Genomic DNA, 15,573 nt, shown 5'->3' with positions numbered 1-15,573 from the left:
TTATGGGTATAACAGTAATAAGCAAAAATACATCCTGTAATTGCAATTGATAACTGGGGGTTAGGCCATGAAATGGCAGGGCAGAAGAGGCAGTTCCAATGTGGAAGACCGCAGAGGCCGCGGAGGCGTGGGCGGAGGCGGCAAGCTGATCGGCGGCGGAATCAGCGGCATAGTGATTATAGTGATTGTGACGCTGCTGAGCGGCGGGAATATCGGCGATATTATGGGGAATCTGCTCTCAACGGGTTCAAGCACGAACACAGGCGCTCCTTATGAGCAGACGGCTAAGGAGAAGGAATTATCGGAATTTGTATCCGTGGTGCTGGCCGATACCGAAGATGTCTGGTCTCAGCTCTTCCAGGAGCAAGGGATGACTTATCAGGACCCGACGCTTGTACTGTATAGCGGCAGTGTGAACTCTGCCTGCGGAACAGCCAGCTCGGCGGTCGGCCCCTTCTATTGTCCGGGGGATGCCAATCTGTATATTGATCTCAGCTTCTACGATGAGCTGCAGCAGCAGTTCAACGCGCCGGGCGACTTCGCCATGGCCTATGTGATTGCCCATGAGGTCGGTCATCATGTGCAGACCCTGCTGGGCGCTTCCGAGCAGCTCAACACGCAGCGCCAGCGCCTTAGCCAGACCGAATTCAATGCCTATCAGGTCCGCTTTGAGCTCCAGGCCGATTATTATGCCGGGGTATGGGCGAAACATGTCCAAGGGAAGAATCTGCTGGAGGAAGGGGACCTGGAGGAGGCGCTCACTGCGGCAAGCGCGGTGGGGGATGATACCATCCAGAAGCGCTCCCAGGGTTATGTGGTGCCGGACAGCTTCACTCACGGTACCTCCGAACAACGTAAGCGCTGGTTCTATAAGGGCTTTGGCTCCGGTACGATTGCTGGCGGAGATACCTTCAAGGCTGCTGAATTGTAGCCGGGTGCCAACAACGAGAAAGAGCCGTTCTCTCCGGCAACCGGAGGAGCGGCTCTTTGTTCAAATATCAAGGGTTCTGTGCACGGCAGGACCTTGCGCTCAAGGCTGGAGATCATTCCAGTACGAGAGGCGGTTGCGGCCAAGCTTCTTAGACTCCAGCAGCAGCTGATCGGCGAAGACATAGCCTTTTTCCATCGAGGTCTTCTGGCCCGGGTCTGCCTTGTAGTAATACAGTCCGAAGGAGGCGGAATAGGGCACGCGGATCATCTGCTCCTCGAATTCTGCACTCACACTGTGCCCGTGAAGGCTGTCCAGAATCTCCTGAATCTGCGTCCTGCATTCCTCAAAGGTCTTATCCCTAAGGAACAGGGTGAACTCCTCCCCGCCGCTGCGGAACAGGATGTCCTTTTCCTGCAGATGCCTTTGCAGCGTATCCGCGAAATGAACGATGACCCGGTCGCCGACGGCGTGATTATAGGAATCATTGATTTTTTTGAAACGGTCGATATCCGCAACCACAATCCCGATGTACTCCCCGCTCTGGTTAAGCTCCTTCATCATCTTGTCCATATGCGCCCGGTTATAGGTTCCGGTGAGGAAGTCACGGTATGCCATCTGCTCGAATTTGTCGCGTTCGTATTTGTGCTGGGCGCTTTGCGATTTGGAATAAAAAGAGATGCTGACCACATAATTGAGCAGGAAGAGGGCGATCAGCATCTCCCATTTCTCCATTTGCAGCAGCCGCAGCAGCAGAGCATTGGTCAGGGCCACCTTGCTGAAGTCAAGCAGGTTCCGGCTTCTGAACAGCAGGTGCTTCGCTTCCTGGCGTGTCTTGATGTCTCCCGACAGGGCAAAGGTTATGACCAGGAACGTGGAGGGCAGCAGGGTGGTTACGCAGACAACAAGGAGAAACAGCAGCCAGTATCCGAGCGGAAGCTTGTCCGCCAGGGGATAGAGCATCTTGTAAAGATAATAAGCGGCCGATCCGCCCAGCGTGAAGGAGCCGATGTTATAGAAGGTATCCAGGAATTCTCCTGGATCGGCGGTTTTCGTTTTCTTTTTATAGATATAGACAATGACCCGGTACACACTCTCGAACAGAAAGGTACCCAGCGGACCGGCAAAAATCCCGAATGACGAAGTATAGCTGATCGCATAGTCGATCGTGGAGTTCCCGCTCCGGGTCACAATCCGCAACTGGAAGTAGATACTGGAGAAGACCGTGTAGAGCAGCAGTGCTTTTATATAGGTAACGTCCAGGACTACAGCATGGTTGGGAATGAAAGCTATAGCCAGGGAAGCGACAAACAGAAAAAGGTCAAATACCCTTGCTTTTGACATGTCGGAAATTTCCTTTCGGGATTTATACCGATTATACCCGAAAAGATGTTTATTGATTAAAAGATTATTTTGAAATTTTTATAGCATGACCAAATATCCATACCTGCTAGCTGCAACATTCATATACTGTTCTGACTAAGACGGAGCAGACTGCTCCTGCACAGAAGTGAATCTATAAGCCGGGGAGAGGAATACATGAAGATACTGCTGGTCACCTACTGGGGCCTCACCAATATGGGCGGGATTTGGACGTATATGAAACAGCTGGCAGATAAGCTGGGCGAGCAGGGCCATTCCGTTACACTGATGGGAAGCCATGTGGAGAACAATACGCTGTATTTGCTGAACCGGACAGAGTCCTTTGATAAAAAATCGTTCTATTCCCTTCTCCTGCCCCAACTCGATAAAGTCCGGTTTCCGTCTTTGCATCTGGAGCATGGCATCTTCAGCTTTGAGCTGGGACGTTACGTGTTCGAGGGCGGTGCCGCTGTGCTGGGTCTTGAGGACTATGATGTCATCCATGCCCAGGACCCTATAGCCTCGTATGCGCTGCGGCGGATTATGCGCACTCCGGTGCCGCTGGTCTCCAGTGTGCATGGGGCACTGACCAGAGAAACCTTCTATGAATACAAAGGACTGGAGCCCGGGCTTACCCGGGAGGAATATGAGCAGCGGCCCATCTGGAGATATTTCCGCCGGATCGAGACGCTGGGCGCCCGCTCGGCGGATCAGATCCTGGTCTCTTCGGAGTGGATCGGGCAACTCACGCGGAGCCTGGGGGTCAGGCCTGATCGTATTCATACCCTGCCGTACGGGCTGGATCTGAAACACTATGCAGCCAGGGCAGCGGAGCCTGCGCCGCTTCAATTTGCAGAGGGAATTCCTGTAATCATGTATGCCGGACGTCTTGAATATATCAAGGGTGTACATGTACTGATCGAGGCACTGGGAATTCTGAATGAGCGCACCCAGAAATGGATCTGTGCACTGGCCGGGATCGGCAGCCTCGAGGAAGAGCTTATGGAGCGAACCCGTAAGCTTGGCATTCAGCAGCAGATTCATTTCACCGGGAAGCTGGATAATATCCCGGCTGCCCTGAGAGCGGCCGATATTTATGTGCAGCCCTCCCTGCAGGACACACAGCCTTTCTCGGTTACCGAGGCGCAGCTTGCCGGAATAGCGCCGATTGTCGCCGGAACCTCAGGGATGCCGGAGATGGTCCGGCAAGGAGAGACGGGCTGGATTGTTCCTCCCGGAGATGCCGTCCAGCTCGCCCGGCAGTTAGAGCTGCTCCTGGGGAATAAGGAGCTGAGAGAGCGCACCGGCTTCCAGGCCAGGCAGTGGGCGCAGCGTAACCGTTCGCTGGATGTGATGGCTGCGGGTACGCTGAATGTCTATCACAGGGCCATCATTTTGCAGAAGAGTCGGCCGGGAATCCCGGACTTTGTCCGTTTTGGAGAAGGGCCGGGAGACGCGAGGCTTCCGGCAGCTTTTCATCCGGCAGATGTGCTGAACGGAAGCGATCCCGGTACTCCGCTTGCTGAGCTTATGCGCACAAGGCTTCCGCAGAATTACTCCATTCCGGATGCGCGTACCGCCCTTGGTCCCGGGAAATAAGCTCCTGTCCGCGATTGCAGCGGCAAAGTTGTCATGCCTTCCTGATTGAAGCATATACATGAGTGGAGTAACATTTTGGGCTTATACTCTGGGCTTGTCTCAGGGATAGATTATGCCAAGAAGGAGGACATTTCCCGTGTTTGACCAGTCCCATGGCTTGCGGTTTGATATTTATGAACGCATTCACCTTTCGGAAGAGCTTCCGGGAATAGCTGAGCTGGAGGAAGTCGAGCTGGTTCCCGACATCCAGGTAATCCAGCGGGAGGACCGGGCCGAGCTGCACGGCCAGCTGTTGCTCACCGGGCTCTACCGGGGGGAAGATGATCGCACACAGCGCCTGGAGCATGCGATTCCTGTTGAAATCACAGTTCCGCTGACCCGGGTCAGCTCACTTGATGACATAGGGGTGGAGATCGAGAATTTCGATATTGATCTGCTGACGATGCGAACAGTTAACATTACCGGTGTGCTCTCGCTGCGTGGAATCGGAAGTACAGATACACAGCCGGCCTGGCAGCAGGAGGAATACACGGTAGCGTATTCGCCGGAGGCTGCAGACAACAAGGTTAAGGCCGAAGACAAGTACCGAAGTCCGGAAAATGACGCCCTGTATGAGGATTCGCTCTGGACTTATGGCGAAGGCGAAGGTGCTGCAGAGAATTCTGCGGAAGAGCAGAACCTGGCTGACAAGGCCGAAGTCTCCGGCAATCCGCTATTTCCGGAAGGTGCTGTATATTCCCAGCCCGCTGCCCAGGCCTCCGCGCAACTGAAGGACAAGGAACCAAGAGTCAGGACACATAATCTGGATACGGCTGCCCTGGCCGGCAGCAAGCAGGCGGCTGAGCCTGTATCCAATCACTTCCTCACCTCCAGAGAGAAGACCGCAGAGGCAGCACCTGTGAATAAATCGCTCCAGGAAGACACTGCATTGCAGGCGGGTACTGCCGCCTTGAATACAGTGGACCATTGGGGCAATGCGAAGCTTCATGCCGTGCAGCAGCCGGAGCCCGTGCTCACCTCCGCTGCCAGCGACGCTGCGGCGCTGCTGGCGGGCAAGGAAGAGGGGGAAGCGGCTGAAGAGATCCAGGCTACGGACAATGAGGTCTTCCTATCCGCAGAGTCCGTGTCGTCCCCGGAGGAGAAGCAGGACCTCAAGGTTGCACTGGGCAGCAAAAAAGAACCTGGAGCTGCCGAGCAGGAGCCATTAACCTTCTCTTCGCTGCTAAGCTCCAGCCGGGCTAACAAAGAGCAGGAGGATTTGAACTCGGAGGAAATAGCTTCCCAGGCAGCGGCGGTTCCAGAGGCGGGCAATGATACAGCGTGGAAAAGCCGGTTCATCGGCGGACTTGGCGGTACCGAGCTGTTCCGCAAGGTGCGGCTCTGCATTGTCCAGCGGGAGGAGACGCTGGATACCATTGCCGAGAAGTACCAGCTAAGTACACGTGAGCTGTCCATGTACAACCGGCTGTCCGGCCAGATTGTAGAAGAGGGACAGGTGTTATACATTCCCTAAGATAGAGAACGGTCCCCGCCTCATAGACGGGGGCCGTTTCTGTGTGAATAGGCGTTATCCTCAAGCCTGCCGCCAGTTACCGTCCCCTTTTCGTTTGAAAACCCCTCCTGCCGGGTTAATAGTCACTACCGGCTCTACATACGTGACACTTTCAGGCAGCTATGCGCCCGGTATACCCCCTTCTGGAAGGATGAGATATCAGATGAAGAAAAAAGTGGCGGCCACAGCGGCCCTACTGGGCTTGACACTGACGGCCTCGGCCGGTGTCTATGCCGCGAGCAATCTGCAGGAGATCAAGGCGCTACTCAATCATAAGCTCGGAATCGTCGTGAACGGTCAGGTCTATACGCCCAAAGACGGCAACGGCAAAACGCTTGCCCCGATTACCTACAACGGCACAACGTATCTGCCTGTCCGTTCCATCGGTGAAGCGCTGAACACCTCGGTTACTTACGATGCCAAGACCAGCCGGGTGATTATCGGCGATTCTGCTTCCTCCGGCGGTTCCTCCGGCACCCCCTCCACCGGGACGTCAGCGGAGACCGTGAAGCGTCCGAAGAGCCTGCCGGCGGACTTCCCGCTTCCGGCCGACGCGAAGATATTTGATCTGATCGAAGGATCGGCGACCGGCAAGCCGTCTGCGACATTCAGCTATTTGACGAAGCAGGGTCTGGAGCCGCTTGGCAACACTTACAAGGAGTATTTCGTGCAAAAAGGAGCTACGTCCAAATCGGAAGAAGTCTCCGCGTCCGCCTTCTCGATTATCGACGCCGGAAGCACATTTGCCGTTACGCTGGATGGTGCGCCGGGAACGGGCAGCAGCCAAGGCTACAATGTGGTTCACGTGATCTGGAGCGGGGAGTAGGCGATAGTCCGGCGGCTCCAAATCGTTCATTAGCGCAAGGAATGCTGTTAATGGCCTTCCTTTAGGGCGGTTTTTTGAAATGGGCGGTATAAGTCCAGCCGTTTGTGTATATGCTGGTTGACTAGGAATAATACTGAATGTATTATTGAACTAAGTAATAACTAGCATAAAGACTGGGAACGGGAAGAGTAGGCGGTCAGCCCTTCAGAGAGCGGAATTATAATTGGTGTGAATTTCCGCAGGATGCAGCCCCCGAAGTCGCCCCGGAGTTGCCCTTCTGAGCTTGTCTTCATGATGAAGACCGGTTAGGATGTGGCCGGACGCAGCCGTTATCTGCATAAGTGTCGCGCTAAGCTTTAAGGACCTGTAAGGGGACTTCAGGCAGGGTTTTATTTTTTATTGGCGCGAAACAAAGGTGGTACCGCGAAAGAATGGCCTTTCGTCCTTTGAGACGAAGGGCCTTTTTGTATTCAAATTTAAGCATGTACAGGTCTCACCCGTTAGTTCATCAACTCTAAATGGAGGGTTCACCATGGCTGATAACAACAATGCAGCAGCAGAACTGCCGAACCAGCAGAACGCCGCCGCGAATCACAAGCAGAGCGATATGCCGACTACATATGATCCGGGAGCGGCAGAGAAGAAATGGTATGCCTATTGGATGGAGAAGGGCTTCTTCGAAGCCGGCAAGCGGCCGGATGCAGAGCCTTACAGCATAGTGATTCCGCCGCCGAATGTAACAGGAATGCTTCATATCGGACACGCGCTGGATTTCACCCTTCAGGATGTACTGATCCGTACCAAACGGATGCAGGGATATGATACCCTGTGGCTGCCCGGAACGGACCATGCAGGGATCGCCACGCAGACCAAGGTTGAGCAGAAGCTGCGCCAGCAGGGAATCTCCCGCCATGATCTCGGACGCGAGAAGTTCCTGGAGCAGGTATGGGCCTGGAAGGATCAGTATGCCGAGACGATCCATGAGCAATGGGCCAAGATGGGCCTGTCCCTGGATTATTCCCGCGAACGGTTTACCTTTGACGAAGGCATGAAGAAGGCGGTCAGCAAGGTATTCGTAGAGCTGTATCAGAAGGGCCTGATCTATCGCGGCAAGCGGATTATTAACTGGGACCCGGCCGCCCGTACGGCTCTGTCGGACATCGAGGTTGAATATAAAGAAGTGAACGGACATCTGTACCATTTGCGTTATCCGCTTAAGGACGGCAGCGGCCACATCACGGTAGCTACCACCCGCCCCGAGACGATGCTGGGCGATACAGCGGTAGCGGTTCACCCTTCGGATGAGCGTTATAAGGATCTGATCGGCAAGACCCTGATCCTGCCCATAATCGGCCGGGAGATTCCGGTGATTGCAGATGAATATGTAGATAAGGACTTCGGCAGCGGTGCGGTTAAGATTACCCCGGCCCATGATCCGAACGACTTTGAGATGGGAGTCCGCCATAACCTTCCGCAGATCAATGTGATGGATGAAGGCGGAATAATGAATGAGGAGGCTGGTTCTTACCAGGGCATGGACCGCAGCGACTGCCGTAAGGCCATCGTAGCCGACCTCAAAGAGCAGGGCGTGCTGATCTCCATTGAGGATCACGTACATCAGGTAGGACACAGTGAGCGTTCCGGCGCTGTAGTAGAGCCTTATCTGTCTACCCAGTGGTTCGTCAAAATGCAGCCGCTCGCCGAAGCAGCGATCGCCGCACAGAAGGATGGAGACGGTGTTACCTTCGTGCCGGACCGCTTCGAGAAGACGTATCTGAACTGGGTTGAGAATGTCCGCGACTGGTGTATTTCCCGCCAGTTGTGGTGGGGCCACCGTATCCCGGCCTGGTACTCCGAATCTACCGGGGAGATCGTAGTTGCCCATGATAGAGAGGAAGCACGCAGAATCAGCGGGCTGTCTGATCTGAAGCAGGATGAGGATGTGCTGGATACCTGGTTCAGCTCCAACCTCTGGCCGTTCGCTACATTGGGCTGGCCTGACGAGGACAGCAGTGACTATCAGCGTTATTATCCGAACAACGTACTGGTTACCGGTTACGATATTATCTACTTCTGGGTGGCCCGCATGATCTTCTCGGCCATGGAGTTCACGGGGCAGAAGCCATTCTCTGATGTGCTGATGCACGGACTCGTACGCGATGCCGAAGGACGCAAGATGTCCAAATCCCTCGGCAACGGCATTGATCCGCTGGAGGTTATCGAGCAGTATGGCGCAGACGCCATGCGCTATATGATTACTACCGGCAGCACAGCGGGCCAGGATCTGCGGTTCCGTATGGAAAAGGTAGAGCAGGCGCGCAATTTTGCCAACAAGATCTGGAATGCCTCACGGTTTGCCCTGATGAACCTGGAAGGCGTAGCTTTCGAGGATATTGACATTACAGGGGAGCTTAGTACGGCCGACCACTGGATTTTGCACCGCCTGAACGAAACTTCCCGCGATATTACGCGTCTAATTGACTCGTACGAGTTCGGTGAGACCGGCCGCCTGCTCTACAACTTCATCTGGGATGATCTGTGCGACTGGTATATTGAATTCGCTAAGCTCTCGCTGTATGGAACGGACGCGGCAGCCAAGGCCAAGACGCAGTCTGTTCTGGCTTACGTGCTGGACCGCACACTGCGCCTGATTCATCCGTTCATGCCGTTCATTACGGAGGAGATCTGGCAGCATCTGCCGCATCAGGGTGACTCGATCACACTGGCCGAGTGGCCGAAGTATGATGCAGCGCTGGAGAATCCGCAGTCGGTGTCAGAGATGAACCTGCTGATGGACATTATCCGGGCGGTTCGCAACATCCGTGCGGAAGTGAACGTGCCGATGAGCAAGAAGGTAGAACTGATCATCAAGGCCGGCAGCCAGGATACCCTGGACATTATTTCCCGCAACGAGCATTACATCGGGCGCTTCTGCAATACCTCTTCCTTCGAAGCGGGACTTGCGCCGCAGACGCCGGATAAAGTGATGTCCGCCGTGGTTACCGGAGCTGAACTGCTCCTGCCGCTGTCTGGACTGATTGATATTGATCAGGAGATTGCCCGTCTGGAAAAAGAAGTTCAGACACTGAACAGCGAAGTTGAACGTGTGGAGAAAAAGCTCGGCAATCAGGGCTTTGTTGCCAAAGCGCCGGCTAAAGTCATCGAAGAGGAACGGGCGAAGCAGGCGGATTATTCCGACAGACGCGATAAAGTGCTGGCCCGTATCGCAGAGCTGAGGGGATAAAGGACATGGAAGAGATCATCCGGGGCGGCAGTGCCGCCCCCTTAAGTTCTTATACAGAAGCGGTAGACTGGATCAACAGTCTGATTCCTTTTGGAATCCGGCCGGGTCTGGAGCGGATTCAGCTCCTGATGGAGAAGCTGGGCCATCCGCACCGCAAGCTTAAGTTCATTCACGTGGCAGGGACGAACGGCAAGGGATCAACCTGCGCTTTTTTGACCTCTGTACTGATTCAGAGCGGCTATTCGGTGGGTACCTTTACTTCTCCCTATATCACAAAGTTCACCAACCGCTTCCAGTACAACGGGACCGATATTCCCGAAGAGACGCTGCTTGCGCTTGCCAATCAGCTGCGTCCGCTGGTTCAAGAGATCGCGGGCAGCGAGCTGGGTTCACCGACCATGTTCGAGGTGGCTACGGCGCTGGCGATTCTCTATTTCGGCGAAGTCTGTTATCCTGATGTAGTCGTATGGGAGACAGGGCTTGGGGGAAGGCTGGATGTAACGAACATCGTTACTCCGATTGTGTCTATCATTACTAATGTCGGACATGATCATACCGATGTGCTGGGAGATACGCTGGAGCTGATCGCCGGGGAGAAGGCCGGAATTATTAAGCCGGGTGTTCCTGCAGTCAGCTGTGTGAGCCAGCCGGAAGCTGTGGCTGTACTGAAAGCCAGAGCCGCAGCTACCCGTTCCACTCTCTATCTGGCGGGAGAAGATTTCAGCTATAGTAAGGGTGAGCTCAAGGACGGCTTCCAGCATTTCACCTTCAAAGGACCTTTCCGCGGGCTTGAGCTGGATATTGCCATGAAAGGCGAACACCAGCTGGAGAATGCGGCGGGGGCGATGATGGCGCTTGAGGTGCTGCGGCAGTATATGGCCTTCATGCTGGAGGACGAGGATGTGCTGGAGGGATTCCGCGGCACCTTCTGGGCCGGAAGGCTGGAGGAAGTGAGTACTTCGCCCCGGATTATTCTGGACGGAGCGCATAATCCCGAAGGGGCGGAGAGCCTGGCGAAGAGTCTTCCGCAGTTCCAGCCTTACGGCCAATTAAATTTGCTCATGGGGATGCTGGCAAATAAGCATCACGAGTCGTATCTTAAGCATATACTGCCTATAGTGGATACGCTCATCCTGACCGAACCGGATTTCCGTAAGAAAATGGACGCGGAAGATCTGCAGGCTATTGCAGAGAGTCTGCGGAATAAGTATGCCAAGGACAACTTGGAAATTATAGTAGAACGTAATTGGGGCCAGGCGCTGCAGAAGCTGCAGACGATCACAGCGGACGATGACCTTGCGGTTGTGTCCGGTACGCTGTATTTGATTTCTGATGTGCGCAGTACGCTTTTACGGCAACCCGATTCTGAAAAAGGCTGGTGACGAACTGTTGGATACTACTGAACGTGTGCATTTTATAGGGATCGGCGGCTATGGCATGAGCGCGATTGCCCGGGTGATGCTGGAGATGGGATATACAGTTACAGGCTCTGACGTAGCTGCACAAGAGTTAACGGAGAAATTAATTGCCAAGGGTGCCAAGGTCTTCATCGGGCATACGGCGGAACAGGTAAAAGGCGCAGATCTGGTCGTCTATTCTACGGCGCTTGCGGCGGATAACGTGGAGTGGGTGGAAGCGGAGCGGCTGAAGATTCCGATTCTGCACCGTTCGCAGATGCTCGCGCGGCTGCTGAATCAGCGGAAGGGGGTAGCTGTTGCCGGAGCGCACGGCAAGACTACCACCTCCTCTATGATCGCTTTGGTCATGGAAGACTGCGGAGTGGACCCTACGTATATTATCGGCGGAGAGATCATGAATGTCGGTACGAACGCCAAGGCAGGACAAGGGGAGTTCGTCGTTGCGGAGGCCGATGAGAGTGACGGCTCCTTCCTGCAATATCATCCTTGGCTTGGGATTGTAACGAACATTGAGGCTGACCATCTGGAGAATTACAGCGGCGACTTCGGCAAGCTGAAGGATGCTTATGTTCAGTTCATGAACCAGCTCCGTGAGGACGGGACCGCTATTGTGTGCGCAGACGATGAGAATGTGAAGTCTCTGCTGCCCAAGGTGACAGGCACGGTCATTACCTATGGGATTCATTCAGAGACGGCAGATTACACGGCGACCGATATTGTGCTGGGAGACCGCCAGGTGTCCTACACGATGAACCACGGTACTGAAGTGCTGGGCCGTATTGAGCTGTCTATTCCGGGTCAATACAATCTGTACAATTCGATGGCTGCGGTGATTTCCTGTCTGAAATCAGGCATTGCCTTTGAGGCCATTGCTGCTGCGATCGTGAAATTCCACGGTGCCAAACGGCGTTTCCAGGTGCTGGGAGAGGTTGACGAGATCCTCGTCATTGATGATTATGCGCATCATCCAACAGAGATTCAGGCTACCATCAGTGCCGCCAAGGCAACCGGCAAACGGATTATTGCCGTGTTCCAGCCGCAGCGCTACACGCGTACCTTCTTCCTGCTGGATGCGTTCAGCCGCGCGTTCAGCGAAGCGGACGAAGTGATTATTACCGATATCTACTCTCCTGCGGGTGAGAAGCAGATAGAGGGAGTTACCTCCGCCAAGCTGGTGGAGCTGATTGTACAGAACAGCAATGCCGGAGCAAGACATCTGCCGACGAAGGAAGATGTGCTGGCTGACCTGCAGAACCGCATTGCTCCCGGTGATCTGGTAATCACCATGGGTGCGGGTGATATCTGGAAGGTTGGTTATGCTCTGGCAGACAACCTGAAGAACCGGTAAGATGGCTTGACAAGAACGGCTTTTATCCCTTGATGAAGAGGGATGAAAGCCGTTTTTTTGCTATAGGCGTGCCCAGAGGCACGCATTATCTAGTTGGTGAAAGTCCAACCAAAGGAGGGACCAAGCTACCTTTGTAGCTAGGATGCTTGCACATGGCGAAATCTGTGTGTAAAAGCGCATCGACAAAAGTACTGGTCAGAGACCGGGCGAGCAACAATTCAGGCCGCAACATCAAGTGAATCCTGCCGCGTCGTCAAAAAGGCCCTGCAAAGGGGAACAGAGGGAGCCGAGTCCCGCTATTATGGACGAAGGCCAAGGAAGCTGTGCAGAACTTGGAACAACAGTGAAGAACCCTCCGGCGTATAGGGAACGGCATGGATTGAAAGATAATGCAGTGAACTGGGGAGACCCTCCCCCACACGGAATTTTTTTTTTAGGAACCCGTAAAGAGGCGCTCTATAAGTCCAGAAGACGAAGTGAACCGTCTGTGGGAAGGGAGTCCGAGGGGCTCGTAGTACCGAAGAACCTAAGGACAACATAACCTTAGGGAGGGAAGGAGCCCTGCTTTGTTTACGCTTTTGGAGGAGGTACGAGTGAGTGAATGCCAAACGGCTAACGACACCCAAGGAAAAAGTTCAAGAACTCCAAGAAAAGCTAGGTCATGCGGCCAAGGAGAACAACAAGCGTAAATTCCACGCCTTGTACGACAAAGTCTACCGGTGGGATGTGCTATGCGAAGCCTGGAAACGGGTGAAAGCGAATAAGGGAGCTGCGGGAGTGGATGCCGTAACGCTCGCTGAAATCGAGAAACAAGGAGTGACGAGATTTCTCAAAAGCTGTGAGCAAGAATTGAAAGAAGGCAGCTACCATCCGCAGCCGGTTCGGCGGCACTATATCCCGAAGAAAGATGGGAAGCCAAGACCGCTAGGCATCCCTACCGTACGGGACCGTGTCTTACAAATGGCAACCAAACTGGTGATTGAACCCATCTTTGAAGCCGATTTTAAAGAAGTCTCCTTCGGATTTCGTCCAAAACGAAGTGCCAAAGGAGCGCTGGAGCGAATCCGGAAAGCCTGCAACCGCAAAGGAAATTGGGTAGTCGACGTCGATATCCAAGGTTACTTCGACCATATCAATCAAGAGAAACTCATGAAATTGGTACAGATGCGTATCAATGACAGACGGATTCTGAAGCTCATACGGAAGTGGCTTCATGCGGGAATAATGGAAGAAGGAAAGGTACGGCGCTCCGATCTAGGGACACCCCAAGGTGGTGTCATCTCGCCACTGCTGGCGAATATCTATTTGAACTACTTTGACCGGTTATGGGAAAAACACGGAAGTGGACTGGGAGAACTGACGAGGTATGCAGACGACTTCGTCGTGGTCTGTAAAACCAAAAAGGATGCAGAACATGCGTATGAACTCATCCGCACCATTATGGAACGTCTAGAACTCACGCTGCATCCGACCAAAACCCGCATTGTAGGTCTGTGGACAGGAGACGAAGGCTTCGACTTCTTAGGAATGCACCACCGAAAAACGAAAGCAGAAACTTCTCAAGGGAAGGTGTACTATACCACCCAGCAGTGGCTAACGAAGAAGGCAGAGGAACGTATCCGAGGCGTGGTCAAAGACCGATTAGCACCGCCCGGCATGCGCTGGAAATCGTTCGTGGAACACGTGGAATGGCTCAATCCAAAGATACAGGGATGGAGAAATTATTACTACACGAACTACAGCCAAAAGAGATTAGCCAAGCTGGATTGGTATATCCTGCAGCGATTTACGCGGTGGTATGCGAAGAAGAGACAACGGAGGAGATGGATGAGTTCATTCCCGGAGGTCAAGTATATGGTCAATAAGTGTGGACTAAAAACGCTATTGTAATCTGCATGCCCATGAATGACAAACATCGGAAAGCCGTATGAGGGAAAACCTCACGTACGGTTTGATGAGGAGGGGCTGGGTTGTACCAGCCCTTTACTCTAGACAGGTCTCAACCTGCATTTAGGGTAATAGAGGCTAGAAGCCTTGGACTGTTCGGGGCCTATAGATCAAAGATGGAGAGTAGGAGAAGAAGCCATGAGGGACAAATTGCTATTTATATCTGCAGAGAATCCCTATCCGCAGGATAGCGGCGGCAAGCTGAGAACCGGCAACATTCTGAACATTGTACTTACCAAATATGATGTGGATCTGCTCACCTATCCCAGTTCCCGGAAGGAACAGACGCGGGAAGCACTGCCGTCCCTTACTGTGCATGAAGTGGAGCGTACCATCAATTACCGCAGAGCGATCCTCCGCTCCTTGTACAAATGGCGGAATTGCTCTTATATGAGCCATGTGGATGTGGATATGAAGGAGAAGATTACCGAGCTGTGCAGCCGGCATGCCTACAGCCATGTTTTTATATCGCATAGTCTGCTCGGCTGCTGTATTGACATTGTACGGCGCACCCTGCCTGATTCTGTAATCATTACAGATGCGCATAATTTTGAGAGCGGCTTGTCAGCGCAGCTTGCAAGCAGGAAGAGGGGGATCGCCAAGGTCTTGTATTCCCTGAATGCAAGGTGGACGCGCAGAGACGAGGGTAAGCTGATGGACAAGACCACTCTGCTGCTGGCTACCTCGGAAGAAGATGCCACGGCATTCAAGGCACTGTCGGCAAGCCAGTCACACAAGGTCCATGTCATTCCTAACTTCATACGCCTGAATGATTACCGGGCTAAGACTGTTCTCTCCAAAGAACGGTGGATTATTCTTCCGGGTAATATGAACTACTTCCCTAACATTAACGCAGCACTCTACTTCTACCGCCATGTATATCCACTGGTTAAGGCCAAAGTTCCGGATATCAAGTGGTATATAGTCGGGCGGGATGTGCATCCGGATGTAGCCGCTCTGGCATTGCAGGATTCCTCTATCGTCATCACCGGGTATGTAGACAGTGTAGCGGATTATATACGCAAGGCGCAGGTGGTGATTGCTCCACTGCAGGAAGGCAGCGGAACACGCCTGAAAATCCTGGAGGCCTGGGCGCTGAAGACACCAGTGGTGTCCAGCTCCAAGGGGGCGGAAGGTCTGCTCTACGAGCATTCCGGGAATATTATGATTGCCGATGATCACGTTACTTTTGCCGATAGTGTAACTTTGCTGCTTCAGGATCATGCAAGGGGCGTAGGGCTTGCAGCCCGTGCTTATGAGACTTTGCTGGCAAATTATGAGACGGAAAAAGTCAAAGACAAGCTGCTGAGTCTGGTCTGAAGGGATGCTGAAGACGAGAAAATTATTTT

At 53.5% G+C, this 15,573-nt stretch carries 10 protein-coding genes and 1 other annotated feature; of the genes, 9 read left to right on the top strand and 1 reads right to left on the bottom strand.

Features of this window, described 5'->3' with window-relative positions; all coding sequences use genetic code 11:
* Positions 1-67 precede the first annotated feature (67 nt).
* On the top strand, positions 68-931 hold the full coding sequence (gene ypfJ, locus KDC22_RS26300) for a KPN_02809 family neutral zinc metallopeptidase (RefSeq protein ID WP_211720880.1): 864 nt from the start codon (positions 68-70) through the stop codon (positions 929-931).
* 99 nt (positions 932-1,030) lie between these two features.
* On the opposite strand, the gene KDC22_RS26295 is transcribed toward ypfJ, so the two are convergent.
* Complete coding sequence (locus KDC22_RS26295) at positions 1,031-2,272, bottom strand: GGDEF domain-containing protein (RefSeq protein WP_211720879.1); 1,242 nt, start codon at positions 2,270-2,272, stop codon at positions 1,031-1,033.
* Positions 2,273-2,467: 195 nt separating this feature from the next.
* Here KDC22_RS26295 and KDC22_RS26290 point away from each other — a divergent pair, with 195 nt between their 5' ends.
* From KDC22_RS26290 to KDC22_RS26255, 8 genes are all read left to right on the top strand, one after another.
* A complete protein-coding gene (locus KDC22_RS26290) occupies positions 2,468-3,889 on the top strand; it encodes a glycosyltransferase family 4 protein (RefSeq protein WP_211720878.1) in 1,422 nt (473 codons plus the stop codon).
* A 136-nt stretch (positions 3,890-4,025) separates the two neighbouring features.
* A complete protein-coding gene (locus KDC22_RS26285; RefSeq protein WP_211720877.1) occupies positions 4,026-5,402 on the top strand; it encodes a LysM peptidoglycan-binding domain-containing protein in 1,377 nt (458 codons plus the stop codon).
* Positions 5,403-5,604: 202 nt separating this feature from the next.
* Positions 5,605-6,267 (top strand): stalk domain-containing protein, encoded by a 663-nt coding sequence (locus KDC22_RS26280; protein WP_173132414.1) that lies wholly within the window; start codon positions 5,605-5,607, stop codon positions 6,265-6,267.
* 166 nt (positions 6,268-6,433) lie between these two features.
* Positions 6,434-6,717, top strand: a binding site (T-box leader).
* 157 nt (positions 6,718-6,874) lie between these two features.
* Positions 6,875-9,511, top strand: a complete 2,637-nt coding sequence (locus tag KDC22_RS26275) for a valine--tRNA ligase (protein ID WP_246553787.1) — start codon at positions 6,875-6,877, stop codon at positions 9,509-9,511.
* 5 nt (positions 9,512-9,516) lie between these two features.
* Positions 9,517-10,893 (top strand): bifunctional folylpolyglutamate synthase/dihydrofolate synthase, encoded by a 1,377-nt coding sequence (locus tag KDC22_RS26270; protein WP_211720875.1) that lies wholly within the window; start codon positions 9,517-9,519, stop codon positions 10,891-10,893.
* Between the two features lie 7 nt (positions 10,894-10,900).
* The gene (gene murC / locus KDC22_RS26265; RefSeq protein ID WP_173132438.1) at positions 10,901-12,277 is read left to right on the top strand and encodes a UDP-N-acetylmuramate--L-alanine ligase; all 1,377 of its coding nucleotides are present in this window, start codon (positions 10,901-10,903) and stop codon (positions 12,275-12,277) included.
* A gap of 597 nt (positions 12,278-12,874) precedes the next feature.
* Entirely contained in the window at positions 12,875-14,167 is a 1,293-nt protein-coding gene (ltrA, locus tag KDC22_RS26260; protein WP_211720874.1) for a group II intron reverse transcriptase/maturase, read from the top strand.
* A gap of 195 nt (positions 14,168-14,362) precedes the next feature.
* Positions 14,363-15,544 carry a glycosyltransferase family 4 protein gene (locus tag KDC22_RS26255; RefSeq protein WP_211720873.1) on the top strand — a complete coding sequence of 394 codons (1,182 nt, stop codon included), beginning with the start codon at positions 14,363-14,365 and terminating at the stop codon, positions 15,542-15,544.
* The last annotated feature ends 29 nt before the right edge of the window (positions 15,545-15,573 follow it).

The organism is Paenibacillus tritici (genome assembly GCF_018207515.1).
GTDB lineage: Bacteria > Bacillota > Bacilli > Paenibacillales > Paenibacillaceae > Paenibacillus_AQ > Paenibacillus_AQ tritici.
This window is presented reverse-complemented; position numbering and strand designations above follow the sequence as displayed.